The sequence below is a fragment of the Oleidesulfovibrio alaskensis DSM 16109 genome (assembly GCF_000482745.1).
Classification (GTDB): domain Bacteria; phylum Desulfobacterota; class Desulfovibrionia; order Desulfovibrionales; family Desulfovibrionaceae; genus Oleidesulfovibrio; species Oleidesulfovibrio alaskensis.
On the sequence record NZ_KI519496.1, the window covers coordinates 35,891 to 61,897 of the forward strand.

22 protein-coding genes are annotated in these 26,007 nt (G+C 61.0%); 16 read left to right on the top strand and 6 right to left on the bottom strand.

All coding sequences use genetic code 11. From position 1 onward, the window contains the following. Nucleotides 1–90: 90 nt before the first annotated feature. A complete protein-coding gene (locus tag H586_RS0116770; protein WP_027182594.1) occupies nucleotides 91–762 on the bottom strand; it encodes a metallophosphoesterase in 672 nt (223 codons plus the stop codon). Between the two features lie 91 nt (nucleotides 763–853). On the opposite strand from H586_RS0116770, the gene H586_RS0116775 reads away from it, so the two are divergent. Genes H586_RS0116775 through H586_RS0116800 form a run of 6 tightly spaced genes read left to right on the top strand, consistent with a single transcriptional unit; the run spans nucleotide 854 to nucleotide 5,743 of the window. Further along, nucleotides 854–1,480 carry a 5-formyltetrahydrofolate cyclo-ligase gene (locus H586_RS0116775; RefSeq protein ID WP_011369289.1) on the top strand — a complete coding sequence of 209 codons (627 nt, stop codon included), beginning with the start codon at nucleotides 854–856 and terminating at the stop codon, nucleotides 1,478–1,480. Continuing rightward, nucleotides 1,471–2,232: a purine nucleoside phosphorylase YfiH/LACC1 family protein gene (locus tag H586_RS0116780; RefSeq protein ID WP_011369290.1), complete on the top strand. Its 762-nt coding sequence runs from the start codon at nucleotides 1,471–1,473 to the stop codon at nucleotides 2,230–2,232. Before H586_RS0116775 ends, H586_RS0116780 begins: the two co-directional genes overlap by 10 nt. A gap of 8 nt (nucleotides 2,233–2,240) precedes the next feature. After that, complete coding sequence (locus H586_RS0116785) at nucleotides 2,241–2,789, top strand: aminodeoxychorismate/anthranilate synthase component II (protein WP_027182595.1); 549 nt, start codon at nucleotides 2,241–2,243, stop codon at nucleotides 2,787–2,789. Nucleotides 2,790–2,844: 55 nt separating this feature from the next. Next, a complete protein-coding gene (locus tag H586_RS19680; RefSeq protein WP_162147983.1) occupies nucleotides 2,845–4,113 on the top strand; it encodes a chorismate-binding protein in 1,269 nt (422 codons plus the stop codon). Further along, the gene (locus H586_RS0116795) at nucleotides 4,110–4,910 is read left to right on the top strand and encodes an aminotransferase class IV (RefSeq protein ID WP_051364086.1); all 801 of its coding nucleotides are present in this window, start codon (nucleotides 4,110–4,112) and stop codon (nucleotides 4,908–4,910) included. The genes H586_RS19680 and H586_RS0116795 overlap by 4 nt, the downstream gene beginning before the upstream one ends. Beyond that, nucleotides 4,907–5,743: a substrate-binding periplasmic protein gene (locus H586_RS0116800; protein WP_027182597.1), complete on the top strand. Its 837-nt coding sequence runs from the start codon at nucleotides 4,907–4,909 to the stop codon at nucleotides 5,741–5,743. Before H586_RS0116795 ends, H586_RS0116800 begins: the two co-directional genes overlap by 4 nt. A 5-nt stretch (nucleotides 5,744–5,748) precedes the next feature. Here H586_RS0116800 and H586_RS0116805 read toward each other — a convergent pair whose 3' ends face one another. Further along, nucleotides 5,749–6,930, bottom strand: coding sequence for a DNA polymerase IV (locus H586_RS0116805; RefSeq protein WP_267878777.1), 1,182 nt, complete (start codon nucleotides 6,928–6,930; stop codon nucleotides 5,749–5,751). Between the two features lie 183 nt (nucleotides 6,931–7,113). On the opposite strand from H586_RS0116805, the gene H586_RS0116810 reads away from it, so the two are divergent. From H586_RS0116810 to H586_RS0116825, 4 genes are all read left to right on the top strand, one after another. Further along, nucleotides 7,114–7,539, top strand: coding sequence for a DUF3568 family protein (locus H586_RS0116810; protein ID WP_011369296.1), 426 nt, complete (start codon nucleotides 7,114–7,116; stop codon nucleotides 7,537–7,539). A gap of 150 nt (nucleotides 7,540–7,689) precedes the next feature. Next, nucleotides 7,690–9,027, top strand: a complete 1,338-nt coding sequence (locus H586_RS0116815) for a metallophosphoesterase family protein (protein ID WP_027182599.1) — start codon at nucleotides 7,690–7,692, stop codon at nucleotides 9,025–9,027. Continuing rightward, complete coding sequence (locus H586_RS0116820) at nucleotides 9,027–13,082, top strand: AAA family ATPase (protein ID WP_027182600.1); 4,056 nt, start codon at nucleotides 9,027–9,029, stop codon at nucleotides 13,080–13,082. Before H586_RS0116815 ends, H586_RS0116820 begins: the two co-directional genes overlap by 1 nt. 25 nt (nucleotides 13,083–13,107) lie before the next feature. Further along, nucleotides 13,108–14,457, top strand: coding sequence for a cyclic 2,3-diphosphoglycerate synthase (locus tag H586_RS0116825; protein ID WP_027182601.1), 1,350 nt, complete (start codon nucleotides 13,108–13,110; stop codon nucleotides 14,455–14,457). Nucleotides 14,458–14,656: 199 nt separating this feature from the next. On the opposite strand, the gene H586_RS0116835 is transcribed toward H586_RS0116825, so the two are convergent. After that, nucleotides 14,657–16,018 (bottom strand): TolC family protein, encoded by a 1,362-nt coding sequence (locus H586_RS0116835; protein ID WP_011369300.1) that lies wholly within the window; start codon nucleotides 16,016–16,018, stop codon nucleotides 14,657–14,659. Between the two features lie 160 nt (nucleotides 16,019–16,178). Between H586_RS0116835 and H586_RS0116840 the strand changes: the two genes are divergently transcribed. From H586_RS0116840 to pal, 6 genes are all read left to right on the top strand, one after another. Further along, entirely contained in the window at nucleotides 16,179–17,264 is a 1,086-nt protein-coding gene (locus tag H586_RS0116840) for an efflux RND transporter periplasmic adaptor subunit (protein WP_011369301.1), read from the top strand. Between the two features lie 114 nt (nucleotides 17,265–17,378). Next, a complete protein-coding gene (tolQ, locus tag H586_RS0116845; protein WP_011369302.1) occupies nucleotides 17,379–18,065 on the top strand; it encodes a protein TolQ in 687 nt (228 codons plus the stop codon). Nucleotides 18,066–18,076: 11 nt separating this feature from the next. Further along, the gene (gene tolR, locus H586_RS0116850; protein ID WP_011369303.1) at nucleotides 18,077–18,517 is read left to right on the top strand and encodes a protein TolR; all 441 of its coding nucleotides are present in this window, start codon (nucleotides 18,077–18,079) and stop codon (nucleotides 18,515–18,517) included. Between the two features lie 18 nt (nucleotides 18,518–18,535). Beyond that, entirely contained in the window at nucleotides 18,536–19,534 is a 999-nt protein-coding gene (gene tolA / locus H586_RS20295) for a cell envelope integrity protein TolA (RefSeq protein ID WP_011369304.1), read from the top strand. Between the two features lie 83 nt (nucleotides 19,535–19,617). Next, nucleotides 19,618–20,943, top strand: a complete 1,326-nt coding sequence (locus H586_RS0116860; RefSeq protein ID WP_027182604.1) for a PD40 domain-containing protein — start codon at nucleotides 19,618–19,620, stop codon at nucleotides 20,941–20,943. Between the two features lie 236 nt (nucleotides 20,944–21,179). Continuing rightward, the gene (gene pal / locus H586_RS0116865; protein ID WP_011369306.1) at nucleotides 21,180–21,713 is read left to right on the top strand and encodes a peptidoglycan-associated lipoprotein Pal; all 534 of its coding nucleotides are present in this window, start codon (nucleotides 21,180–21,182) and stop codon (nucleotides 21,711–21,713) included. A 351-nt stretch (nucleotides 21,714–22,064) separates the two neighbouring features. Here pal and gltA read toward each other — a convergent pair whose 3' ends face one another. The 3 genes from gltA to H586_RS0116880 all read right to left on the bottom strand — a co-directional run bounded on the left by gltA (nucleotide 22,065) and on the right by H586_RS0116880 (nucleotide 25,989). Then, nucleotides 22,065–23,495 (bottom strand): NADPH-dependent glutamate synthase, encoded by a 1,431-nt coding sequence (gltA, locus tag H586_RS0116870; protein WP_011369307.1) that lies wholly within the window; start codon nucleotides 23,493–23,495, stop codon nucleotides 22,065–22,067. Beyond that, nucleotides 23,482–24,330, bottom strand: a complete 849-nt coding sequence (locus H586_RS0116875; RefSeq protein ID WP_011369308.1) for a sulfide/dihydroorotate dehydrogenase-like FAD/NAD-binding protein — start codon at nucleotides 24,328–24,330, stop codon at nucleotides 23,482–23,484. The genes gltA and H586_RS0116875 overlap by 14 nt, the downstream gene beginning before the upstream one ends. A 339-nt stretch (nucleotides 24,331–24,669) precedes the next feature. Next, complete coding sequence (locus tag H586_RS0116880) at nucleotides 24,670–25,989, bottom strand: malic enzyme-like NAD(P)-binding protein (protein ID WP_027182605.1); 1,320 nt, start codon at nucleotides 25,987–25,989, stop codon at nucleotides 24,670–24,672. Nucleotides 25,990–26,007: the final 18 nt, after the last annotated feature.

The window sequence follows — 26,007 nt, forward strand, 5'->3', positions numbered from 1 at the left end:
CCCTGAAGGCGTCTCAGTCAAGGGACGTAAGAAATACTCTTAGCCCCCCTGCCTGTCAACATAATTTTAAAAAAATTTTACACACTGCGGTCAGAACCGCACAAGTTCAGCCGTCAACCCGCCGGAATTCATGCGGATAACGGCATACCCGCCGGTAGAGAACGCCCCGGGGTTAACCACAACCGTGCGGCCTATGCGGTCAGTCCCCATGGCTTCATGAATATGCCCCGTCAGGCACACATCGGGCTGCACACGCTCGATAAAAGCCCGCACGGCGGCGCTGCCCACATGAGTTCCGTTGGGCAGGCGGTCACACACGGTATCCGCTGGCGGGTTGTGCACCACCAGCAACAGATGCCTGAGATGTTTCACCTGCTCCCATGCTTCTTCCAGCCACAGGCCGAGCTGTTCGTCAGAATACTCGCTGGGTGTGCCGAACGGGGTGAACGTGGAACAGCCCACCCCCATGACCCCCACTCCGGGAGCCAGTTCCCGGCCGCGGGCATGCAGGTTTATGCCTTCGCTGCTCAGCCAGTCGTCCACTTCCTGACGGTCCATGTTGCCTATCTGGGCAAGCACCGCGGGATTGCTGGCCCGTACGGCCTCCACCACGCGACGGGCCACGGCGGTACCGTCTGCCAGCGTCAGGTCGCCGCTGATGATCACTCCCTGAGCACCGCCGATGCCGGCCACATCGGCCAGCCGGGCCGTGCTTTCGTGCACGTCGCCTATGCCTATCCAGTATACGTCATTGCTTTGCATGGCATCCTGTTCCCTGCTAAAGTTCGCCTCACCGGACGGGCGCATTGACAATGCCCGCCCGTACACACTCAGTTTATACAAGATTACCGTAATGACCAAGCACCAGACACACACCGGCAGCGGGTGCCCCCCCTGCGACAAAACAGCGCTGCGCCGTCTGCTGCGCGCCCGGCGCGACGCATTGGAGCCGCAACAGGCCGCACAGTCTGCAGCCGCGGCACAACGCCACCTGCTGCGGCACCCCGTATGGCAGTCGGCAAAACAGGTACTGCTGTATATGCCCGTCCGCAACGAAACAGCCACGGACCTGCTGCTGCACGACGCATGGCAACAGGGCAAAAGCGTACTGCTGCCGCGCTGCATACCGGACTGCCCCGGCGAAATGTGTCTGGCCCCGTGCGCCTGTGCGGCCGACCTTGTCACCGGACAGTACGGCATTGCCGAACCGGACCCCGCCACCTGTCCGGCTGTGGATGTGACCGGCCCCTCCTTTGCCCCGCAGGTGGCCGTCATCCCCGGAGTGGGTTTTGACCGTGCAGGCAACAGGCTCGGCTTCGGCGCGGGCTATTACGACCGGTTTCTGGCGCTGCCTGCCATGCAGTCCGCAGTGCTGGTGGGGCTTGCCTATCCGTTTCAGATCACGGATTCACTGCCCAGCGACCCGTGGGACAGGCCCGTGAACGCATTATGCACCGAGGAGGGCCTCTTATGGCTGTAAATGTTATCCCGTTCCGCTTTCCCGGCATACCGGCCGTGCGCTGCGCCTTTCAGACCCGTCAGGGCGGCACGGACAAAGACGCCGCAGGGCCGGAATACTGCGGGGGAAACATATCATATGACGTGGGCGACAACGCGGAACATGTCACCGCCAACCGCCGGATGCTGCACAGGCAGCTTGGTTTTGACCGCTGGGTGGAGCTGCGGCAGGTGCACGGCGACGTGCTGGTGACGGATTCACGCCCCGTGACCGCCGTGGACGAACGCCCCCGGACAGAAGCGGACGGACACACGACCGACCGGCCCGGAGACGCCCTCATCATCAAGACAGCAGACTGCCAGCCCATACTGCTGGCGCACACGTCGGGCCGGTACATCGCCGCCCTGCATGCAGGATGGCGCGGCAACCGCGCAGGCTTCATCGGCTCCGCCGTCGCGCGGTTCTGCAGCAGATACGGCATATCCCCGGCCGATGTCATGGCCGTGCGCGGGCCGAGTCTGGGCCCTGCAGCAGCACAGTTTGTCAACTTTGACACGGAATGGGGCCCCGCATGGCAGCACTGGTTTCATAAAGAGCATATGACCATGGATCTGTGGTCGCTCACACGCCACCAGCTGCATGAAGCCGGCCTGCCCCGTGAACAGATATTCAGTCTGGACCTGTGCACGTGGTCGCTGCCCGACATGTTCTTTTCATACCGCCGCGCCAAGGCTTCGGGCAGGCAGGCAGCCTTCATCTGGATCGAGCGCTGAAAAACAACATGCTCCGCATACTGCTTTCCGACAACGACGACAGCTTCACCATGAATCTGGCGCACCTGCTGCACGCCGCCACAGGCAGCACCCCGCAGGTGGTCAACCATACGGCGCTGGCTGCCCGTGCCCCCGCAGCAGAGCAGGACCTTGTGGTCATATCTCCCGGTCCGGGGCATCCCGATGAATACCCGTGCTACGGGCCGGTGCTGCAAAGCGGCAGGCCGGTACTGGGCATATGTCTGGGCATGCAGATTATCAACTGCCACTTCGGCGGCACGGTGAAAGCGCTGGCAGGGTGCGTGCACGGAAAATCCGACACCGTTGTGATGACCGATGCGGACAAGACCCTGACCGTGGGGCGCTATCACTCACTGCACTGCGCCACAACCGGAACGGGACTGCAGGTCACGGGGCGTACGCCTCAGGGGCTTGTCATGGCGCTGCGGCATAATTCCCTGCCCCTGTACGGGTATCAGTTCCACCCCGAATCGTTTCTGACAGCCGAAGGAGTCTGGTGCATCCGCCATGCGCTGCGTTCTCTGCATATCCTGTGATCCGCGGTGCATTCCTCCGCTGCTGGATTTTCTGGCCCGGAGGCATCATGCCGACATGCTTCTTTCGGCACCTCCGGCCCGCGCAGAATCCTGTGCAGACGTCTGCGCAGGCTCCCCCGCGCCACGGCAGGACGTCCCCCTGCACCCCATGCACGAATCGGAATTCATGGCGGGCATCGAGCCTGTGGAATCGCTGCACATCACCGCAGCCACGCCGCGGGAACACATGCAGCGCTTCTGCAGCAACCGGCATACGCCCGTCATCGGATATCTTTCATATACCTACGGCATGGAACAGTACGACATTGCGGCGCGGGAGCACTCTTTTCCCGCCGGGCTGCTGCGCCGCTACCAGTGCGTCGTTACCGGCTGCACCCGCACCGGCAGGCTGCGCCTGCTGGCCGACAGACACGCCGACAGCGGTCTGGTGGACAGCCTGTGCCGGCTGCTGCAGGCAGGCAGTCCCGAACCGCCGCGCCCCCACACCCCCGTAACCGCAGCCGGACCGCTGCGCCAGTCCCTCACGAGGGAAGAATATCAGGAGGGCGTAAGGCAGACACAGCGGCACATCGCGGCAGGCGACACATATCAGCTGAACCTGTCCATCAGATTCGACCTGCCGCTGGCAACCCCGCCGGATACCACCGCACTGTTCCTGCACCTGTGGCTCAACCGTCCGGCACCGTTTTACGCACTGCTGCACGACGGGCCCCTGACCATTGTGTCCACCTCGCCGGAGCGGTATCTGCGCATCAGCCGGGGCACGGTGCTAACCCAGCCCATCAAGGGCACGCTCGCCTTTGACACATGGCAGCCGCAACTGGTGCACACACTGACCTCGTCACCCAAAGAACGCGCCGAACTGTCCATGATCGTCGATCTGCTGCGCAACGACATCTCCACCCGCTGCCGGTTCGGCTCCGTGCGGGTGAGAGACCACTGCAGCACCTTTGTCGTGGACAGGCTCATTCAGATGTACAGCAACGTGCACGGCATACTGCGCCCGGACAGCACCCCGCTGGACCTGCTGCTGGACGCATTTCCGGGCGGTTCCGTCACCGGCTGTCCCAAGCTGCGCACCATGCAGATAATCGACAGGCTGGAACCGCACAGCCGCGACCTGTACTGCGGCAGTATTTTCTGCTTCAACGGCCCTGACCATCTGGACGCATCCGTCGCCATACGGACAGGCTGGCACGACGCCCGTACCGGCGTGTTTTCATGGTTTGCCGGCAGCGGTCTGGTGACAGATTCCGTACCGGAAAACGAATACGCCGAAACCATGGCCAAAGCCCGGAAATTTCAGGAGGCGCTCTGCCCGTGACCTATGTACGCAACAATGCGTTGCATTGCGGCCCGCTGCCGCAACATGTGACCGCCCCTTCATTCCGTTCGGGAACAGGTTTTTACGAAACCCTGCTGTACAACGGCTGCAGGCTGGTCAATGCCGACGCCCACATGGAGCGCATCACACGCTCCGCCCGCGCATGCGGCCTGCACCTGCTGCCCGTGGACCTGCACGCCGCGGCGCAGATGCTGCTCGACCATCTGGGACTGTGCGGCAGCATGGCGCGCATCAACCTTTTCTACACGCTGGAAAGCGCGCCGGCAGCAGATGCTTCCGGTCTGTGTCCTCCGCTTGTGCCCGCAGTGACGGCCGCACCCTATACGCCCCCCTCTGCAGACAAGGCTTTCCGGCTGTGCCGGGCGCTGCACGGTGTGCAGTCGTGGTGGCATGAGCACAAAACAACCGCCCACATGGGGCATTTGATGGAACGCACGCATGCGCAGGCGGCCGGATACGATGACGCTGTACTGCATCTTCCCGACGGAGCCATTCTGGAAACCACCACCGCAGCGCTGATATTCTATAACGGCTCACGGTTTACAGCGCCCTTTCCCCGCTTTAGACTCAGCAGCACGGCCGAAGCCCTTGTAAAGGACGTGCTCGGCATAACATACGAAAAGATAACTGCGGACAGGCTGGGATGCATGCAGCATGCATATGTACTCAATGCCCTTATGGGCATGCGCCCCGTCCGCAGCATAGACACGGCAGAATTCAACCCCGATACGGACCTATGCAACGAAATGACAGTTCTCATACAGAAAGCGGCATGACATTCCTGCCTGCCGCCGCACGGGTTGCTCTGCTGCTCTGCGCCATATGCTTCTGTACCGCCGCAGCGGCAGCGGCAGGGCAGTCCGCGCTCCCGCTGCCACGGACGGTCACTCTGGCGGTGAACAGCGCCACACCGCCCTATGTGCTGGAAGAATCCGGTTCAGGTCTTGAAGTGGACATCGTGCGGGCCGCGCTGAAAACGCAGGGCGTGGACGTGCGTCTGCTGTACGCATCGCAGCTGCGCATGGGGCAGCTGCTGCATGAAGGCAGGGTGGACGCCATCACGCCGGTTTCACGCATGGCGGGCATGCAGAACGTCTTTCTGTCGGCAAACCACATCAGCTACCGCAACATTGCAGTGTCGCTGCGTGCGAACAACTGCACCATCAGCGCTGTGGCCGATCTGAAAAAATACGTTGTTCAGGCTTTTCAGAATGCCAGCCGGCTTCTGGGGTCGGAATATCTGAATGCGGTGCGGCAGTCGCCGCGATATATGGAAACGCCCGATCAGGCGGGGCAGGTACTGGCCTTTTTCACACGACAGGACAGGGTCATCGTGCTGGACGAACGCATCTTCAGGCATTTTGTACATAAAATTCCGGCAGAAATGACAGATGATTACGTCATTCACACAATATTTCCCGAAACACGCTACCATGTGGCGTTCGCAGATGCGGCACTGCGCAACGCGTTTAACAAAGGCCTGCAGCAGATAGTCTCGGACGGCACATACAAAAAAATTACAAGCGGCTACCCGACACTGTGTAAAACCCGGGACTGCTACAAAAGAAAACCGGAAAAAAGACCGCACCCGCGCAGTCCCGACATGTAGCCGGGCTAATCTTTGCCGAAGCCGAACAATCTGCCCCGCACGATGGCAGCGGAACCGAACCTGTCGCGCACGGCATCCATGGTCTTTTCCAGCTGCTCGCTTTTTTCGTCACGCACAGCGGCGGGAGAACACAGCGGCAATGCCAGCTGCTGCGGCCCTTCGGCGTAATGTGACAGGCCCACCCCGATAAGCCGGACCTTCTGCGGCAGGTCCATCTCGTCCAGCAGCGCTGCGGCGGTATCATAGATGACCCTTGTGCTGCTTGTGGGTGCGGCAAGCGTTCTGCTGCGGGTCACCGTTCTGAAGTCGGCAAACTTCACTTTCAGCGTCACAGTACGGCCGGAAAGCCCCATGCGCCGCTGATTCCGCCCCACCCGTTCCGCCTGCTTCAAAAGCCAGGTCTTCAGCAGTTCCCGGTCATCCGTATCTTCCTCAAAGGTGTTTTCGGCACTTTCCGACTTGACCTGCGTGTACGGTTCCACCACGCGGGGGTCAATGCCCTGCGCCCTGGCAAAAAGCCCCAGCCCGCCCTTGCCGAAACGGCGCTGCCAGAATGTTTCGGGATAACGCAGCACGTCACCGGCAGTACGCACCCCCAGCGCCTGCAACTGACCGGCAAAATGCCGCCCCACACCGGGAATGTCGCCCACAGGCAGCACCGCCAGAAAACCGGCAACCTCATCAGGTTGCAGCACAAACAGCCCGTCCGGCTTGTTCACGTCCGAAGCGATTTTTGCCAGAAACTTGACCGGCGCAACCCCTACCGAACAGGTAAGCGAAACAGCCTCACGCACGGCAGCGCGTATGCGCCGGGCCATTTCTTCCGGCGGACCGAACAACCGTGCGCTGCCGGTGGCGTCCAGATACGCCTCATCCACCGAGGCCTGCTCCACCAGCGGCGAAAATTCATGCAGCACCTGCATGACCTGTGCGGATATCTCTTTGTACCGGTGCATACGGCCTTTGACAAACACCGCATGCGGACACAGCCTGCGCGCCTGCCCCGAAGGCATGGCCGAACGGATGCCGTAGCGCCGCGCTTCGTACGAGGCGGCGGCGACAACCCCGCGCTTGCCCCCGCCCACAACCACAGGGCGGCCGCGCAGCGCAGCATTGTCCAGCTGCTCGACAGATGCGAAAAAGGCATCCATATCAATATGCATGATACACCGTGTCCACTGACTCATGCCACCGTCATACCAGATGCTCTTCCGGCACAAAAGAGCGGAACGCGCTGCCCGCCTCCGGAACACCGCCCGAGGCTCTCCATGCGAATACACGCATTGGTGTTGACCGCTGCCGGTGCAGCCGCTAAAGTTGTCAGCTGTAACTCCGCTGCATTTTTTTCACTCCCACCCGGCTGACAGTGTATGAAACAATTTTTTCTCTGCATCATGTTGTGCGCACTGGCTTCTTTGCAATCCGGCTGCGTCGTCGCCGCGCTGGGTGTGGCTGCCGCCGGTGTATCCACCACCGTTTCCGCCATGGATGAAGAAGTCTCCCAGTCGTATCCTTACCCGTACTGGTGCGTGTACAGGGCCACACATGCGGCCCTCAATGAGATGGCCATACCTGTCAGTTCCATCGAACGCACCGACGAAGGCGACAAGTTTTTCGCCACCACCAGAAAATACCCTGTCATCATCGAACTGCGCGAAGTAACCCCCTCGCTTGTCAATGTTTCCGTTTCCGCCGGCAACAACGTCTTTCAGCTGGACGCAGCCACAGGGCAGGCCATTGTCAACGGCGTGCAGGATGTCATCAGGCGTTCGCTGACAGCAGGTCTGTACCAGTAGGCCTGCACCCTCACACGCTGCCCGCCCCGGCATCCCCGCGCGTGCCGCCCGCAGGGCCACCCTTCCGGCCGTTTGCCTCCGCGGCGTAACATGCTACCCTTCCGGTGGCCTCAACAGCCGTCCCGTTCAACCGCAAAACATGCCGAGCATATGAATTCACTACGCTTTTTTCACGCTGCAGACCTGCATCTGGACACACCGTTCAAAGGGCTTTCCGGCACGCCGCATATGGCCACAACCCTGCATGCCGCCACGTTCACGGCGCTTGAACGCCTTACCAGCCTGTGCATCGCGCGCAGAGCCGATTTTCTGCTGGTGGCAGGCGACATATACAACCACGAAGAAGGCAGCCTGAAGGCCCAGTTCGCCCTGCGCGACGCCTGCGAAAAACTGCATGCTGCCGGTATCGGGGTGTTTATCGTGCACGGCAACCACGACTTTGCAGGCAGCCGCATCACACGCATGCAGTGGCCGCCCAACGTGGTCATTTTCGGCACGGACAACGTGGAAACAGTGCCCGTTGTGCGCAGCGGCAAAGAAGTGGCCCTGATACACGGCATCAGCCACGCCGCCCGCAACGAGCGAAGCAATATGGCCAGACGGTTCACGCGCGACACAAGCCGCGCGGATCTGCCGCAGATAGGGCTGCTGCACTGCACCGTGGCGTCGGTGGCGGCGGCGGACAGATACGCCCCGTGCACCGCCGAAGACCTTAAAGCGGCAGGTATGGATTACTGGGCACTGGGGCATGTGCACGAAAGGCAGACCGTCCTGCAGACTCCGCTCAGTGTCTATCCCGGCAATATTCAGGGACTGCACATCAACGAAACCGGCCCGAGGGGATGCTATGAAGTGACATATGCTCCCGAAGACGGTTTTTCCCTGCGGTTTCACCGTCTGGGACCGGTGGTATGGGAACGGCTGAGCGTATCCATAGACACACCGGCAACGCTGGACGCACTGGAAGAAGAAATACACCGGCGCATTGCGGCATGCTGCACCGCCGTGCAAAAAGCCCCGCAGGACGAAGAGTCCGGCAGCACAGAGCTGCCGGTGGAAGCATGGATGCTGCGCCTGACGCTGGAAGGCCGCGGGCCTCTCAACCAGCCGCTGCGGGCTGCCGGCGGCCACGAAGAGCTGACCGAGCGCCTGCGTACAGCCTGGGCCGACGCCTCGCCCACGGTGTGGATAAAAGATATCGACCTGCGCTGCCGCCCCGAAGCGGACATGGAAGCCCTGCGCAGCGGGGACAACCTGCTTGGCGAAACGCTGCGCCTTGTACAGCAGGCCAGAGATGCGCTGGAACATTGCAGCGCAGAAAACGGCAGTACAGCCACAGTGGCACAGGAGCTGCTTTCAGGTCCGCTGGCGCCGCTTTTTGCCGCACCGCAGGCAAAGCGGCTGCTGGATGAACCGGATACTGCCGCCCTGCACGACCTGCTCGACTCCGTGGAAATGACCTGCCTTGACCTGCTGGAGGCCCGCTGATGCGCATCAGATCTTTTCATATGGACGGCTTCGGCATTTTTTCCGGACAGCAGACCGACGGACTGTCAGAAGGCATAAACCTTTTTCTGGGCAGCAACGAAGCCGGCAAATCAACCACGCTGGGTTTTTTCCGCACCATGCTGTTCGGCTATCCGGTAAAAAACAACAAGGCCGAACCTGCCTATCCGCCACTGCGCGGAGGTGCTCCCGGCGGCGGGCTGCTGCTGGAAACCCGCACCATGGGCACACTGCGCCTGCAGCGGCGCCCGGGAACCCACGGCGGGCCGGTCACGCTGACCACTGCAGACGGCAAGACGCTGCAGCCGGACCTGCTGGACAAACTGCTGGGCGGCGTGACGCGCGAACTGTTCCGCACGGTGTACGGGTTCAGCCTGTCCGAACTGCAGGACCTTGCCTCGCTGGACGGTGAAAAAGTGCGCCATGTGCTGCACAGCGCCAGTTTCGGGGCCGGTTCGCGGCCGGTGGGCGAAGTGCTGAAAGAATGTGCCAGAGGCATGGATGAACTGTTCAAGCCGCGCGCACAGAAGCCGGCCATCAACACGCTGCTGCGCGAGCTGGGAGAGGTGCGTGGCGAGCTGCGGACCCTTTCGGCGGCGGCCGCCCGCTACGACGAAACCCAGATACATGCCGAAAAACTGGAACAGCAGCTGGAGTCACTGCGTTCGCAGACGGAAAACACCGGCGCAAACCTGCACTTGTGCCGCCGTACACTGGCTTTGTGGGAACACTGGACGCAGCTGCAGCAGGCAGAAGCGCTGCTTGCCGCAGCGGGGCCGCGCATTGAAACCTTTCCCGCCGACGGCACGGCACGGCTTGATGCTCTTATCAGGGAACTGGAAGAACGCACGGAACGGGTACGCACCGCTGACAGGCAGCTGCAGCTTGCAAACGAAGCCTGCGCAGAGACAGAACCGGATACTGCCATTCTGGAAAATGCATCGGGCATTCAGGCTCTTGTTGAAAAGAAAACAGCGTACATCGAAGCAGAGCGCGGCCTTGCCGCACTGCGGGCAGAGACACAGGACAGCGCTGACGAACTGGAACGCCTGCTGGCCACGCTGGGACCGGCATGGACACCGGAGCGCGTGGCGGCATTTGACCTTTCCCTGTTCACGCGCGAACGCATAGACCGCTTTGACAGCGCGCTGGCGGACGCACGCGACCGTCAGCGCGATGCAGAACGCGAAGCCGAACGCGCCCGCGAGGCCATGGAAGACGCCGACAGACAGCAGCGGGAGGCCGCAGCGGCACTTGCCGCGTTGCCGCAGGCCCTTCCGGAAGCCCCGCAGGCAGTCGTATCACGCCTGATAACCGGCCGCGACCGCGCGGAGGCCATGCTGCGCGAGCTGCCCCTGACCCGTGAAGCCGCCGGTACTGAAGCAAAGCGTCTGCAGACCGCCGTGGCAGATATAAGCCCCCGCTGGACACCGGACCAGCTGCAGCAGTTTGACACGTCGCTGCCGGCGCGGCAGCACGCCGCCACGCTGGCCGCACAGGTGCTGCAAAGCGAAAATGATCAGGACCAGGCCCGCCGCCAGCAGGAAGACGCAGCAAAACAGGCCGCCCGCATGCGCCGGCGGTATGAAGAACAAACGGAAGTGCTGGACAGACTGCCCGCCCATGCCACGGCGGAAGGACTGGCCGCGCGCCGCTCAGTGCTGCGCCGCCTGCGTGATACGCTGCACAGGCAGGAACTGGCGGCCCAGAGATGCGATACGCTTGAAGAAAAACAGGCGGCACTGCCCGGCCTGCGCCCTGTGCCCGTGGGCAGCGGCGCGCTGGCCATGGCGGCGGCAGCGGCGCTGCCTCTGCTGTGGCATACGGCCCCGCAGGCGCTGCAGTCTGTTCTGCCTGCGGCTGCCGATGGCCCGATACTGTACATTTTTTCCGCACTGCTGGCTGTCTGCGGAGGCTGCCTGTTTATTTCAGGACGCAGCCGCCGCAGCCCCGACATGGCGCTCCGTCTGGCAGAAGCACAGGCGGAAGCCGCAGATATCGCCCGTCAGGTGCTGGCGCTGGCAGCAGAGCTTGATCTGCCCGACACCGCAAGGGAAACTCTGGACGAGGCGGAAAACGGACTGGAACAGCTGCGCGCACAGGTGGAAGAACGTGCCGCCCGCCAGCGGGAAGCCGATACCGCCCGTCAGGAACTGAAAGAGGCAGAGGCACTGGCACGGCAGGCAGACACAGCACTGGCGCAGGCGCAGGAACGCTGCACCGGCAGTATCGCCGCGTGGCACGGATTTCTGGAAGAACATCAGCTGCCTTCAACGCTGCTTCCGCAAGCCGCTGACGATCTTTTCCGCAGAGTGGATGCCGCCCGCGGCATTGCCGGGCGGCTGCACGAACTGGAGCAGACAGCCGGACGCACAGCACACGATCTGGAGGAGTACCTTGAAGCGGCAGGCCGGCTTGACGGTCTGGCAGGGCTGCACAGCGCGCCCGACACCATGACGCGCATTGACCGCTGGATAGAAGAAAACAGCAGACAGCAGGAGCTGCGGCGGCGCACTGCCGAAGCACGGCACATGCTGCAAGAACGCACCCTTCGCAGCTCGGCAGCCGGAGAGAATCATGCCAAAGCCGTCCGCCAGCACGAAGCCGCGTACACCGCGCTGCAGGAGGTGACCGCGGGCTGGAAAGCGTGGCTGGAAGAACGCGGGCTTGATACGGCCATCATGCCCGCGGGTGCCCGCAGAGCGCTGGACACCATAACGGAATGCACCCGTCAGCTGCGTACACAGGACTCGTTGCGCCGCAGACGGCAAAATCTTGAAGAGCAGGTACAGAGCGTACATCAGGCGCTGGATACAATATGTCAGGCCACGGCGCGCACATGGCACCGCGGCGAAGCTCCGGCGGCCATCAACATGCTTGCCGCGGCGCTGGATCAGGCCCGTGCCGCATCGGCACGGCGGTCGGAACTGCAGCGCACCCTGCCCGGTCTGCAGCAGGAAGCACAGACCGCCGCCCTGCAGATGGAGGAAGCCCGGCAACGCATGGCGGCGCTGCTGCATACCGCACAGGCCGGTGACGAAGAAACATTCCGCAGCAGGGCACAGACATTTGAAGAACAGGAACGCCTGCGCCGCACCATCAACGATCTGAATGCGCAGCTGCAGGCGGCCACAGCAGATGTGCGTCACGCCGACGTGGCAGCCCTGCTGCCTGCCCCCGCCGCAGCGGAGACGGCTGCCGCTACCGCCGGAGAACATAGCCCTGCGGACTCCCCGCAGGAGCAGGATACATCCGTCCGGACAGCGCAGCAGGATTCAGACCCGGACCGCGCTTCTTCTGCCTCTCCGGATGCCGACGCGCTGCGGGTTCTTTTTGCATCCGTCACCCGAGACACGCTGGAAGCCCGCGCCCAGCGGCTGGAACAGGAACTGGCCACCCTGCGCGAACAGCAGGAGCAGGTGCATACCGACCTGCACGAAGCCAGAGCCGCCCTGCGCACCATGCAGACATCCGACCACACCGCAACGCTGCTGACCACCCGTGAAAGCAAGGCCGAAGAACTGCGCAGACATGCGCAGCAGTGGGCCGTGCTGGCACTGGCGCGGCACTTTGTGGAACAGGCCAAAGCCACCTTTGAACGGGAACGCCAGCCGGAAGTGGTCAAAGCTGCCGCGGCCTTTCTGCAAACCATCACCGATGGCGCATACACGCACATACAGACCTCGCTGGAAGACAGCAGCATACGGGCAGTCACCGCCGGCGGCGATGTGCGTCTGCCCGAAGAGCTCAGCAGGGGGACGGCCGAACAGCTCTATCTGGCGCTGCGGCTGGGGTATATCAGCAGCCATGCGGCCCACGGCGAACCGCTGCCTGTCATCATGGATGATATTCTGGTAAACTTTGATCCGCACAGGGCCGCGTGCACCGCCCGCGCTTTTGTGCAGCTGGCGCAACACAATCAGGTGCTCTTTTTCACCTGTCATCCGCAAACCGCCGTAATGATGCGCGCACAGGCGGCGCAAAGCGCTCTGTTCAGTGTGGAAAACGGCACCATACGCGCGCAGGACACCGTATAACCCTGTCACCGGCAGCGAGGTCCGCATGGCCAGAACCATTGTTATCATGGGCGCCGCAGGGCGCGACTTCCACAATTTCAATGTGCAGTTCAGAAACAATGCGGACGTACGCGTGGCGGCTTTCACCGCCACGCAGATTCCGGACATCGACGGCAGAATATACCCTGCCGCGCTGGCAGGGCCGCTGTATCCGCAGGGCATCCCCGTGCTGCCCGAAGAAGACCTGCCCCGCCTGATACGCGAAGAACAGGTGGACGAGGTCATATTCAGTTACAGTGACGTTTCGCACGAAACCGTGATGCACCGGGCATCGCTGGCACTGGCGCTGGGAGCCGACTTCCGGCTGCTGGCACCGGCTGCCACGCAGATAGCGGCGCACTGGCCTGTTGTGGCGGTGTGCGCCGTGCGCACCGGCTCCGGCAAATCGCCTGTTACACTGGCTGTATGTGATATCCTGCGCAGCCGCGGCCTGAAGCCCGTCGTGGTGCGCCATCCCATGCCGTACGGCGATCTGGCCCGTCAGGCCGTGCAGCGTTTCGCCTCGCTGGAAGACATGGACAGCGCCGAATGCACCGTTGAAGAACGCGAAGAATACGAACACCTTGTGGAACACGGACTCACAGTCTACGCCGGTGTGGACTATGAACGCATCATGCAGGCGGCAGCGGCCGAGGCCGATATTCTTGTCTGGGACGGCGGTAACAACGACACGGCATTTTTCCGCCCCGACGTGCAGATAACCGTGCTGGACCCGCTGCGTGCCGGTCACGAAACCCGCTATCATCCGGGTGAAGTCAATATGCGTCTGGCGGATATCGCGTTGATAAACAAGTCCAACACCGCCACGGCGGAACAGGTTCAGGCCGTCCGCAACGCCCTGCTTCATTGCCGCGATGAGGGGTGCCATGCGGCGGAAATCATCGAATGTGACTCCGTCGTCAGCGTTGATGCCCCCGGGGCCGTTGCAGGAAAACGGGTTCTGCTGGTGGAAGACGGTCCGACACTGACCCACGGTGAAATGGCGTTCGGAGCTGCCGCAGTGGCCGCACGGCAGTTCGGGGCAGCGCAAATCGCAGACGCGCGTCCCGTGGCAAGAGGCGCCATCGCCGATGCCTACGCAACTTACCCGCATCTTGGCCCCGCACTGCCCGCCATGGGATATTCCGGCTGGCAGCTGGCCGATCTGGAAGCCACCATCAATGCCGCGGAATGCGATCTGGTACTCATCGGCACCCCCATCAGGCTGGACAGACTCATACACATAGACAAACCGCACATGCGCGTACGGTACCGCTATGCAGACCGCGGGGACGGCAGTCTGGAGCAGGCATTGATGCAACGGCTCGACGCCATACCGCACAACCTGCGCACATGACACGCCCGCCCGCAGCCCCCGCACCTGCCGGTGCCACGCATCCTGTCGGGTGACAGGCGGAAAAATGATGCCCGCAGAGGGACTGCGCCCGCATGTGACCGCACAACAACGGCTGCTGCGGCACAGCCCCGGCGGCATATAAAAAAACGCGCGGCGGAAAAAACCGCCGCGCGCTGTCGCATTGCCGGAGTAAAGCGGCCTAGGGCGCTGTCATATGCAGCGAAGGATTTTTGTCACCAATGGACACATACAGGCTGGCAAGGGCCACAAGATATTCGGCCTGCGCGCTGGTCAGCGCGGCTTCGGCACTGGTCAGCGAGGCCTGCGCATCCAGCACGTCGGTGTTTGTACCCACCTGAGCCTGATAGCGTGCCACCGCCATGCGATAGGCTTCCGCGGCCTGATCAACGGTTTTCTGGGCCACCTTGATACGTTTGGCGGCTTCGGACAGTTTAAGATGACGGGACTTGACCTCAAAGGCCACTTCCTGCCGCAGATTCGCTTCGTCCGCCATCACCCTGTTCACCACCTGCGCGGCAGCACTCTGTGCATAATAATCCTTGCCGGAATCGAACAGATTCCACTTGGCGGAAACACCCACCGACCATTCACTGAACTCCGTGGACATGGCGCTGCTGCCGTCCACCACGGGGTTGTCACCCTTTCTCGAATAATCGGCCTCCGCGCCAATCTGCGGATAAAATCCGCTCTGGGCGATGGTTCTGTCTTTGCGGGCCACTTCAATGGCTTTCTGGGCAATGAAAATATCGGGACGGCGCCGGTATGCCCTTTCAAGGCACTCTTCCAGCGTCAGCGAAAACGGCACAAAATCCAGCCGGCCAAGATAGGAGGCACTTGCGTCCAGAGGCAGATTGAGCAGCGTGTTCAGACGGGCAATCTGTGTCTGCACACTGTTTTCCGCCTGCAACAGCTTGTCTTCGGCGTCGGAAACATCGCGCTCGGCCTGCAGCACGTCAATGCGGGGGTTCAGCCCCACATCATAAAATGCCTGCGTGACCTTGAGCTGACTTTGCAGGCGTTCCAGCTGGTCTGCGGCGCTGCGCTGGTTTTCACGCGCGGCGAGCAGCTGCAGAAAATTTTCCTGCACCAGCAAAATGAGCTGCAGTTCCGCGTTGTCCACCTGTGCGGCAGCCTGCTCTTTTTCAAGAGCCGCCTTCTGGTACGTGGACAGTACATTGAATCCCGTGAACAGCGGCTGGGTAAGATTGACCCCGAGCGTATAAAGGTTGTCCTCGTACTGCACGAAATCACGGCGGGGTTTGTCGTGGTCGCTTTTCAGATATCCGTAGCTGCCGGTCAGCGAAGGACCGAACCCGCCGCGGGCAGCCTTGCGCGACTCTTCGGCAGCAAGATCGCCTGCTTTGGCGGCACGGATGCTGGGGTTATCCTGCAGGGCCTTGAGCACCGCCTGCTCCAGATTATACCCGCCCGCGGTGCCGGCATCCGGCATGGTGGCGTTGGCGGCAGCGGCGGCCGAGCTCCACACCAGCACTGCGGCCAGCGTCAGCGGCAGCAGGAATTTTTGCTTCACAACATGCATACGGCCTCCCGGCATCCTGAGCATTATAAAAAACCGACCCCGTCACGCGGAGTTCTTTCCGACAAATTACAGGCAAAGTAGGTCCTCTGCCCCGTGTGTGCTTGGCTCGCGAAGCGCATTAGGCTATCAATGGCACAGCAAACGCCAACACGGAGTCGCCATGCACAAGCCTGCACCCATGATTCGTATCCCGTCTCTTATAGCGGTTTTACTCGTTTTCTTGCAAGTCTATAACGCCGCTGCCGCCGCAGACGGAGAAAAAAGACAGGCCCCCCCGCCGGCACAGGTGGTCACGGCCCATGCGCGCTCCGGCGAAGCAAGCCCCCATGCGGAATACATCGGCACTGTGGAATTTCCCGAAGTGTCCGCCGTGGCATCTGAAGTGGGCGGACGGGTTGCCTCTGTAAGCATAGAGGAAGGCAGAAAGGTGCGGCGCGATGAACAGCTGGCCGTCATCGACAGCCAGCTGCTGTCAAAAGACTATCAGTCGGCCGTGGCGCAGCACCGCACCGTGCTTGCCGATCTGGAAAACGCCGCGCTGGAACTGGAGAGACTGGAAACCCTGCGCGAATCGCGTTCCATCTCGGAACAGCAGTATGATGTGGGCAGATTCAAGGAAGCAGGGCTGCGCCGTAAAGCTGAATCGCTGAAGGCGGAAGCTGAACGGCTGGCAATCCAGATAGGAAAATGCGTCATACGTGCTCCGTTTGACGGCATTGTACTGGAAAAGCTGAGCAGCCCCGGCGAATGGGTTTCGCCGGGAACCGTTGTGGCCAGACTGGCCAGAACCGATGCCATGGACGTACGGGTTTCCGTACCGGAAGCGGTGCTGCCGTTTGTCACCGAGGGACGCAAGGTGGTTGCGCGCACGGGCCAGCAGGAATACGAAGGACACGTCACGGCTGTCATTCCGCTGGGCGATGTGGCCACAAGAACCTTCCCCGTCAAGGTACGGCTCAAACGCACCGACGGGCTGGCGCAGGGCATGCAGGCCCGCGTGGGGCTGCCCACGGATGAGGCGCGTCCCGCCGTGCTGGTGCCCCGCGATGCCGTTATCCGCTCCGCCGGACGCATGGTTGTCTGGACAGTGCAGAACGGCACCGCCGTGCCTGTGGATGTGGTGGTCAACGCATGGCTGGGGCTGGATGCCGCCGTGGCCGGCAAAGGTCTTGTGCAGGGCTCTGAAGTGGTGATCAAAGGTAACGAACGGCTGCGTCCGGGCCAACCTGTCACGGCTGCCCGCTGAGTGTCTTTGCAGAACGCATTGTTTACGCTATGGTGCGCCTGACCCGGTACAGGCAGGCCCTCCGGGGCCGTGATATTTTTTTGCCCACGTATCAACCCCGTAAAGTGGAAACCAATGGAATCGAATATATTCGGCCTGCTTATGCAGGCCACACCGGTAGTTAAAGGTGTTCTGAGCATTCTGGTGCTCATGTCGGTGGCCAGCTGGTCGCTGATGCTGCAGAAATGGATAGTGCTGAGCTCTGCCAGACGCAAGGCGGCTCAGGGACTGAGCGCATTCACCCATGCACGCGACCTGCGCGAGGCTGTGCAGTCACTCAGCGGAGATCATACTTCGCCGCTGTATCAGGTGGCGCAGGAAGGCGTGGCCGAATACAACAGGCTGCGCGACATGCAAAGCAGCGAAGACGTGGTGGCCGACAACGTGCGCCGCGCCCTGCGTCAGGGGGTGAGCATGCAGACTTCCAGACTGTCTTCTTCGCTGGCCTTTCTGGCTACCTGCGCCAACGCCGCGCCCTTTATCGGCCTTTTCGGCACGGTATGGGGCATCATGCACTCGTTTCATTCCATCGGCCTGATGAAGACCGCCTCGCTGGCGGCGGTGGCTCCCGGCATATCCGAAGCGCTGGTGGCAACGGCCATCGGCCTTGGCGTGGCCATTCCCGCCACCGTGGGCTACAACCTGTTCCTCGGCATGCTTAACGGCATAGAGGTGCAGCTGGTCAACTTCGCCGGTGTGTTTCTCAACCGCGTTCAGCGCGAACTGCATGCAGCCGCCCCCTCGCGCGGCGATGCCGCCTAGCGGAGACCCTCATGGGCGTATCTTTTTCCAACAACAAGGGCTTTGTCTCTGAAATAAACGTCACGCCTTTTGTGGACGTCATGCTGGTGCTGCTCATCATTTTCATGGTGACGGCCCCCATGCTTACGCAGGGGCTGGATGTGGACCTGCCCGCCACATCCACCGTGGACGTGCTGCCCACAGACAGCGAAAACATGGTGCTGACCATCAGAAAAGACGGCAGCATGTTTCTTGACGAATATCAGGTGACGCAAGACGACCTGCCCGGTCATCTGGACAGGCTGGTCAAAAGCCGCAACAAGCAGCTTTTTCTGCGGGCCGACAAAGACGTGGCCTATGGCGTGGTGGTTCAGGTGATGGGCATTGTAAAAGGCGCGGGCATTGAAAAGCTGGGTGTGGTGGCAGACCGCATGGAAGAACAGCCCGCCCCCGCCGCCAAAAAAAAGAAATAGCGGGCGCGTAACCTGACAATGCGCATACTATGCACACTCATTTCGCTGCTGCTGCACTGTGCCGTGGTAGTGGCGGCGCTGTACTGGCCGGCTTCGGCTCTTAAGGTGCGTCTGGATGTTCCCGTGTACAAGGTGAACCTTGTCTCGCTGTCCGCCACGGTAAAACACGGCCAGCCCAAACCCGGCACCCCCAAACCGGCACCTTCGTCTAGTGTTGCCAAAGCACCTTCCAGCGGTGTGGCGCAGCCGGTTCCTCCGCAGCCCAAAGCCGTACCCAAAACACAAAAGCTGCCGGAACCGGTAAAAAAACCGCAACCCGCGCCCCCCAAACCGGCACCTGCACCGCAGGATGCCGCCGCCCTGCCCAAGGCACCTGAAAAACCCAAAAAGCCTGAAGAAAAGCCGAAGCCGGAGCCGGAAAAGAAACCGGAGAAAAAAACCGCACCCGAACCGGAAAAAAAGCCGGAACCGGAAAAAAAGGTGCAGGAAAAGCCCAAACCGCAGCCGCCTAAAAAGGCGCCCGCGCAGCCTTCGGCCGACGATATTTTAAAACAGGCGCTGGCAGAAACCAGCGCCACGGTAAAAAAACAGGATACCCGGCAACGTGATGTCCTGCTTGATGAACTGGCTTCGCTGCGAGCGGAGGTTTCTTCGCGCAGCGACGGACAAGGCACCGGCAACGAGGCCGGCGGCACGGCCGACGACGGACAGGGCGGCCGTCAGGACGGCCAGGGACTGGGACTGGCCGATATCTACAGTGCGCTTGTCAAAGAACGGGTGCAGCAGAACTGGCGTTTTCCGCAGCTTGCCGAACGCGTCAACCTGATAACCGTACTGCGCATCAGGCTGGCACCGGACGGGTCGCTGCTTGATGTCTCTGTCGAAACACCTTCGGGCCGCCCCGATTACGACAGTTCCGCCGTGAACGCCGTGCACGCCACCGACGACCTGCCGCCCCCGCCTGTGCCGGAACTGCAGGACCTGCGCATCACATTCAACCTGCAGGACATGATGTAGCGCCGCGGGGCGCGGCACCCACGACAACACCGGCCACGAAAACACCAGAATGCTGCCGGATAAAACCGGAAGAGACGCGAATAATGAAAAAACAGAATGTTACCTTTTTCTGCGCGGTACTGCTGGCGTTGGTGCTGCATACCGCCAGAGCACAGGCGGCCCCTGTGGAGATAGACATCTTCGGCCCCGGTCAGAATCTGACCTATGTGGCCATGTCTGAACCTGTCACCGATGCCGGCGCCCCGCTGCCCGCCATGGCGCCCGAACTGCACAGGCTTATACGCCACAACCTCGGTTTTCTGCCGTTTCTTGACTTTGTGGACGGCAAAACCGTTATCGGCGGCAACACCCCGCAGGCGTACAAGGCCCCGGGCATCGATTTCAGGCGTTATCTGCTGGCCGGCACAGACCTGCTGATTGTCACCGGCTGGCCGCAGACACAGCAGGGGCAGAGCAGCAGAGTGGAGCTGCGAGTCTATGAAACAGGTCAGGGCAGCATGCTGCTGGGCAAGGCGTACTACGTCACGTCCGAATCACTGCTGCCCGTGGTGGCCGACAAATTCTGCAGCGACTTCATGAAAATGCTCACGGGACGGGGCGACTTTTTCCTGTCCACGCTGGCTTTTGTCAGCCAGAGCAGAAACGGCCAGAAAGACATCTGGGCAGTACGCCCCACAGGGCGCGACCTGCGGCAGCTCACCGCGGTGCAGGGCATTGCCCTGTCACCTTCATGGTCGCCCGACGGGCGTTATGTCATTTTCAGCCACATCGGCGAACGCAGTCATGCACTGGGTGTGTGGGACCGCATCAACAACCGCACCCAGCTTATCCGGTTTCCGGGCAACACGGTCATCGGGCCGACTTTTCTGCCGGACAACAGAGTGGCTGTCAGCCTTGCCGTCAACGGCAACCCCGACATTTTTCTGCTGAACCACATCTTTAAAAAGCAGAAAGTGCTTGAGCAGAGCTGGGGCATTGACGTATCGCCATCACTGGATGCCACCGGCAAAAAAATGGCATTTGTCTCCAGCCGGCTGGGCAATCCCAACATTTTTCTGAAAGATCTGGATTCCGGCAGTGTCAGACGCATATCCCGCGAAGGCAAATACAACACATCGCCGGATATCAGCCCCGACGGAACGCTGATAGTGTATTCGCGCCGCACCGGCGACGGGCACCGCATATTTGTGCACGATCTGGTGACCGGACGCGAAAAACAGATAACCTTCGGGCCGGGCAATGATGAAATGCCCAGCTTTGCACCGGACAGCTACTTTATAGCCTTTGCCTCGAACCGCAGCGGCAAATATAAAGTGTATCTGACAACACGCCACGGAGGCACCCCCAAAATGGTCGATACAGGCTCTCACGATGCCTCGTTTCCTGCATGGGGCAAACTTTCTGACTGATTACAATGCGTAACGGGGGTGTGACAATGTTGTCACGCCCCCGCAGTTTATGTACGTTGCGTATTATAACAGTCTGTCAGTTCAGGGGATCACCCATCCCCCCTTGACAAATCATTGAGGCAGCGTAGAATTGCGTCCTAGTTTTATCGGGTTAGAAGGGAAAATGGTGTCCGCTATCCGCCCGGTATGCAATTCTCGCAAAAACGAATTTTTACTTCTGTTCAGGAGGCTACAGCATGCGCAATGTTAACCGTCTGGGTTTGGCTCTGATCCTTGCCCTGGCACTTACCACCGGCTTTGGCTGCGCCAAGAAGCAGGTCGCGGCAACCCCCGAAAAGGCTGCCACCGAAACCGTGGTCGTTTCCGAAGATTCCTCTTCTTCCTCCTCTGCCATGAGTGAAGAAGCCCTTGCCGCCTACGAAAAGGCCAAAGCCGTTGTCACCGGCAACGTGGTCTACTTCGAGTTTGACAAGTTCGACCTGAAGGCCGAAGGCAAAGAACTGCTGAAGGGCAAGGCTGAAGCTCTGAAGGCCTACCCCCAGCTGCGCGTTCTCATCGAAGGCAACTGCGACGAACGCGGCACTCAGGAATACAACCTTGCACTGGGCGAACGCCGCGCACGCGCCGCGTTTGAATACCTTGTGCTGCTGGGCGTACGTCCCGACCAGCTTGAAATCGTCAGCTACGGCGAAGAACGCCCCGCAGTTTCCGGCAACAACGAAGCTGCCTGGGCCAAAAACCGCCGCGCAGAATTCAAGCTTATCAAATAGTAAGCTCTTCATTGCCAATAGAGAAGCCGCCTGAAAGGGCGGCTTTTTTTATTGCCGCACCCCCGTCAGGCTACGCCCGACCCGCTGCGGGCGGCATTGACGACCGGCCCCCTGCAAAAGCCCGCCTGTGCCAGTCGCATGACGTTTGCGGCAGGACACGGCCATACCGGTGCAGCCCTGTCCGGCAGCCTGCAACCGGCCCCGGAATGAACAGACCGCACGCAGACAGGGAAGCTTACGAGGGCAGCGGCACCACCTGCGGCAGCCGGATCAACGGACGGCAGAGACAGCAAAAGCGCCCGCGGCGTTGCCGCGGGCGCTGAAAGTATGCTGCAGATACAGACAGATGCGCTAGTCTTCCACCGCGCACCCCAGTGAACGGGCAATGTGCTTGGCCGCCCTGCGACCGGCCCCCATGGCCAGAATAACCGTGGCGGCACCGGTCACTATATCACCACCGGCATATACGCCGGGCATGCTTGTTTCGCCGGTTTCCTCGTCCACCGACACATAGCCCCTGCCCGTCAGCTTCAATTCAGGTTCATTTTCCAGCAGTACGGGGTTGGACCGTGTGCCGACGGCAATAACGGCAAGGTCTGTGGGCAGTTCCACGGTGGCACCCTGCACGGCCACCGGCCGGCGGCGACCGGACTCATCGGGTTCCCCCAGCTCCATTTTCTGCAGCACAACGGCTGCCAGACTGCCGTTTTCACCGGCACGGAATTCCAGAGGACCGCACAGTTCGGCCACCTGCACGCCTTCTTCAATGGCGTGTTCCACTTCTTCGTGGCGTGCAGGCATTTCTGCCTGCGTACGGCGATAGACGATATGCACAGATTCGGCGCCCAGCCGCATGGCTGTACGGGCCGCATCCATGGCCACGTTGCCCCCGCCGAAAACAGTCACGCGGCGGCCGCGGATGATGGGGGTGTCATATTCCGGAAAAGAATACGCCCGGCCCAGATTCACACGGGTAAGATACTCATTGGCGGAAAACACGCCGTTGAGATTTTCTCCCGGTACTCCGAGAAAACGCGGCAGCCCCGCCCCGACTCCGATAAAGACCGCCTTGTACCCCTGTGCGAAAAGATCGCTTATGGAAAATGTTTTGCCGCCCACTCTGTTGCGGACAAATTCCACCTGCAGTTCACGCAGGGCGTTCACTTCCTTGGCGACAATCTTTTCCTTGGGCAGACGGAATTCGGGAATACCGTACACAAGCACGCCGCCCAGTTCGTGCAGGGCCTCGAAAACAGTAACCTTGCACCCGTGCGCGGCCAGATACCCCGCCGCAGTGAGGCTGGCAGGTCCGCTGCCGATACAGGCGACCTTTTTTTCCGGGTCAATGTAAGGGCATTCCGGTTTACCGGTTATCAGACCGCAGGCGTCACGGTGCATGTATTCGTCGGCCACAAAACGTTCCAGACGGCCGATGGCCACCGGCTGCCCTTTTGCCTGCAGTATGCACGCCCCCTCGCACTGCGATTCCTGAGGGCACACCCGCCCGCACACGGCAGGCAGGCTGTTGGTGGTTTTGATAATCCGGTAGGCATGTTCCACATCGCCCTGCGCCAGCGCGGCGATGAACTGCGGTATGGGCACTTCCACAGGGCAGCCCTTGACGCAGCGGGGCTTTTTGCACTGCAGACAGCGCCCGGCCTCCTGCCGCGCCATTTCCGGCGTATACCCCAGCGCCACTTCGTCAAAATTACGCACGCGTTCCGCGGGCGGCTGGTTGGGCATGGGCACACGGGGCAGTACGGGCTTTTTACTTGCTTTCATTACACTTGCACCTGCAGTGATGGTCGTAGGATTCACGCTCCAGCGGGCGGAATGCGCCCAGCCGCTGCCGCAGTTCCGCAAAATCCACCTTGTGTCCGTCAAACTCCGGTCCGTCCACACAGGCAAAACGGGTCTCGTTGTCCACCGTCACGCGGCAGGCGCCGCACATGCCTATGCCGTCCACCATTATGGAGTTCAGGCTCACCGTGGTTTTCACGCCGAAAGGTTCTGTGGTGCGGGCAACAGCCTCCATCATGGGCACAGGGCCCACGGCCACCACTTCGCTTACACTGTCGTCTGCTTCCAGCCGCTGCCGCAGCAGTTCGGTAACCAGCCCTTTATGTCCGTAGCTGCCGTCATCGGTGGAGACAAGCACTTCAGGAGCAAATTCCTTGAGCTCTTTTTCAAACAGCAGCAGATCTTTGCTGCGGGCGCCGATGATGGCGACCACGTGGTTGCCGGCTTTATGGTGCCCCTTGGCAATGTGATGCATGGCGGCAATGCCGGTGCCGCCGCCCACACAGATGACTGTGCCGCCCTGCTCTATATGCGTCGCACGTCCCAGAGGACCGCACAGGTCAAGAATGGCATCGCCCTCGTTCAGGTCTTCCAGCATGGCCGTGCTTTTGCCCATGACCAGATACACGATGGTTATGGTGCCTTTTTCAGGGTCGGCATCCGCGATGGTCAGCGGAATACGTTCACCATGTTCGCACACGCGCAGAATGACAAAGTTGCCCGGCTGCGCCTTGGCGGCAATATGCGGAGCATCGATGACCAGCTTGCTGGTCTGGCCGGGGATCAGCCGCTCCTTGGAAATAATTGTATTTTCCATATGCTATCCGTTTGCTTGCTGCTCCGGTCATGCCGGACAGACATGAAGCTTATCATCCGTTCCTGCAGAAAAAGCGTGCTGCGCTGACTGTGCAGCCGCACAACCATAGACAAAACACCATCACAGGCATGCAAGTCAACCTTGTGCCGCGGGGTGCAAGCCAGATGCGGAATACGGGCCCGCCGGCGGACAACGGCTGCGGCTGCATCCGCAGACCGCCAGTGTATGCCGGATACGCTGCAACGAGTATTATTACGCTGCCGCAGAAGATGCGCAAGCAACGGTATTTTTCTGCCTGCATCCTGCACGACCGCCGCAGGATGCAGGCAGCGGCAGAAATCAGACGCCGGAATAACTGTCCACCACGGCTGCCGCACGGCGCGCCGCAGCATCCACGCGGACCCGCAGCGAAGCGGCATACGCTTTCATATCAGCCACAGGTACCGTGGCCACGCCGGAATCCATGGCCGCCTGCGCCACGGCGGGAGTTTCCCACTCCAGCACACGCGGGTCCAGCGGCTTCGGTATGACATAGTCCACGCCGAACTCCAGAGAATCCACACCGTACAATGCGCAGATTTCTGCAGGAACAGGCTCGCGCGCCAGCGCCGCCAGCGATCTGGCAGCGGCGATTTTCATGGCCTCGTTGATTTCCGTGGCGCCCACGTCCAGTGCTCCGCGGAAAATATACGGAAAACCGGAAACATTGTTCACCTGATTGGGAAAATCGGAACGCCCTGTACCCATGATGCAGCCGGGGCAGGCTTCTTTGGCATCGGGATATGCAATTTCCGGATCGGGATTTGCCATGGCGAACAGCACCGGATCCTTTGCCATGGCCCGCACCATGTCTTTGGAAACAAGGTCTTTTGTGGACAGACCAAGGAACATGTCCGCCCCTTTCATCACATCTTCAAGACTTCCGGCATCTTTTTTCTGAGCAAACCGTTTCTTGTAGCTGTTCAGATCGCTGCGTCCGGCATGGATAAGCCCCCGCGAGTCGAACATGTAGATATTTGCAGGATCGACGCCGAGTGCAACATAGAATGTGGCACAGGCAATGCCTGCAGCTCCGGCTCCCACAACCACAACCTTCATGTCTTCGGCCCTGCGGTTGGTTATATCCAGCGCGTTGAGCAGCCCCGCTCCGGAAATCACGGCGGTGCCGTGCTGATCATCATGAAACACGGGAATATTCATCTCGCGCTTGAGCGTCTCTTCGATGTAAAAGCATTCCGGAGCCTTGATGTCTTCCAGATTGATCCCGCCGAAGGTGGGCTCCAGCGTTTTCACCACCTCGATAAGCTGATCGGCGCTGCGCACGTCCAGATTGATGTCAAACACGTCGATGTCGGCAAAGGTTTTGAACAGCACGCCTTTGCCTTCCATAACCGGCTTTCCTGCCAGCGGGCCGATGTTACCCAGCCCCAGAACCGCGGAACCGTCTGAAACCACGCCCACAAGGTTGGAACGGCCGGTATACAGCGCGGCCTTTGCCGGATCTTCGCGGATGGCTTTGCAGGCTTCGGCCACGCCGGGCGAATACGCCATTGAAAGATCTTTCTGGTTTCTGCAGGGCTTTGCGGGAACGACTTCCAGCTTACCGGGGCGCGGAGCCTCATGATATTTCAGTGCTTCTTCTTTTGTGAAAAGAGCCATTGTCAGCCTCCTGAGTGG